The sequence below is a fragment of the Aeromicrobium sp. PFPM2_SD2 genome (assembly GCF_057364525.1).
Genome location: NZ_JBNFNZ010000590.1, coordinates 1 through 1,251, shown reverse-complemented (window position 1 = coordinate 1,251; position 1,251 = coordinate 1). Strand labels below are relative to the sequence as shown.

General features: G+C 75.6%; 3 protein-coding genes. 1 reads left to right on the top strand and 2 read right to left on the bottom strand.

The genetic code is table 11. The features are described 5' to 3' along the window. Positions 1-28: 28 nt before the first annotated feature. A complete protein-coding gene (locus tag AC2W7G_RS16635; RefSeq protein WP_485869416.1) occupies positions 29-187 on the bottom strand; it encodes a hypothetical protein in 159 nt (52 codons plus the stop codon). Between the two features lie 112 nt (positions 188-299). Here AC2W7G_RS16635 and AC2W7G_RS16630 point away from each other — a divergent pair, with 112 nt between their 5' ends. Further along, on the top strand, positions 300-467 hold the full coding sequence (locus tag AC2W7G_RS16630; protein WP_485869415.1) for a hypothetical protein: 168 nt from the start codon (positions 300-302) through the stop codon (positions 465-467). On the opposite strand, the gene AC2W7G_RS16625 is transcribed toward AC2W7G_RS16630, so the two are convergent. Beyond that, the coding region (locus AC2W7G_RS16625; protein ID WP_485869414.1) for a DsbA family protein at positions 464-1,251 on the bottom strand (788 nt) is incomplete at its 5' end. The genes AC2W7G_RS16630 and AC2W7G_RS16625 overlap by 4 nt on opposite strands.

Here is a 1,251-nt window from a genome sequence, read left to right as displayed (position 1 = left end):
ACCGCGCGGGTCCGTGCCGGGAGCGGTCTCAGTCCGGCGGTGGGGGAGCGCCCTCCTCGTCCCGCTGGACCTCCGCCTCCTCCTCGGCCGTCTGGTCGGCGCCGGGCAGGTCGTCCACCGCGGGCGTCTCGTCGGTGGGGTCGGCGGGCGGCTGCGTCGGGTCGTCGAGCTCGTGCTGCTGCGTCATGCGTCCTCCTGCGTCGGGATCGTCCTCGCCTTACCCCGTCGACCGCGCCCGACACCCGCCCGGCTCCCGCGCGCGGATCGACGCCCGGTGCGAGCGCCCCGACAGTGGGCAGATGAAGCCCACCGAGGTGCTCGTCCCCGTCGTGCTGGTCGTGCTCGGGCTGGCCGCCGTGGGCCTGGGTGGTGCGGACGACTCGCCCGGACTCCAGGGGATCGGCGTGCTGCTCGTCGTCGCGGCGATCGTCCTCGTCGTGCGGGCCGGACGCGCGTCGCGGTCCTAGACCTCGCGGCTCGAGCGGCTGGCCTCCAGCGCGGCCACCAGCGTCGCGGCGTCGAACGGTCCGCTGTGCCGGCGGGTGCCGACGAAGAACGTCGGGGTGCCCGACAGGTCCATGAGCTCGGCGTCGTCGGCGTCGTCGGCGACCCGGCGGGCGACCGACGCGGCGTCCAGGTCGCGCTCGAAGCGGTCGAGGTCCAGTCCCAGCTCGGCCGCGTGGGCGACCAGGTCGTGCCGCTCCAGCGCGTCCTGGTGGGCGAACATCCGGCGTCCGTACTCGACGCCGTGCCCCTGGCGGTCGGCCGCCTCGAACGCGTGCGCCGCCTCGCGGGCGTGCGGGTGGACGCGCTCCAGCGGCAGGTGGCGGTAGACCCAGACCAGGTCGTCGCCGAGCAGGTCGCGCACCTCGTCGACCGACCCGGTGGCCCGGCTGCAGAACGGGCACTCGAAGTCCAGGTACTCCACCAGCACGAGCGGCGCGTCCGGACGTCCGACGTAGTGGTCGCGCTCGGGGTCGAACGGACGCACGAGGGTGAGCCCGACCGGCTCGTCCGGACGCTTGCGGTCCAGCAGCGCCAGGACGACCCAGCCGAGGACGAACGCGAGCACGGACGCCAGGAGGACGCCGACGCGCGCCTCGTCCTGCTGGCGGGGGTCGTCCAGGGCGAGCGAGACGATGAGCAGCGAGATGGTGAAGCCGATGCCGGACAGGGCGGCCCCGCCGGCCACCCGGCCGATCCCCAGGCCGGGGGCCAGCCGGCCCCAGCCGAGCCGCGGCACGAGCGCCG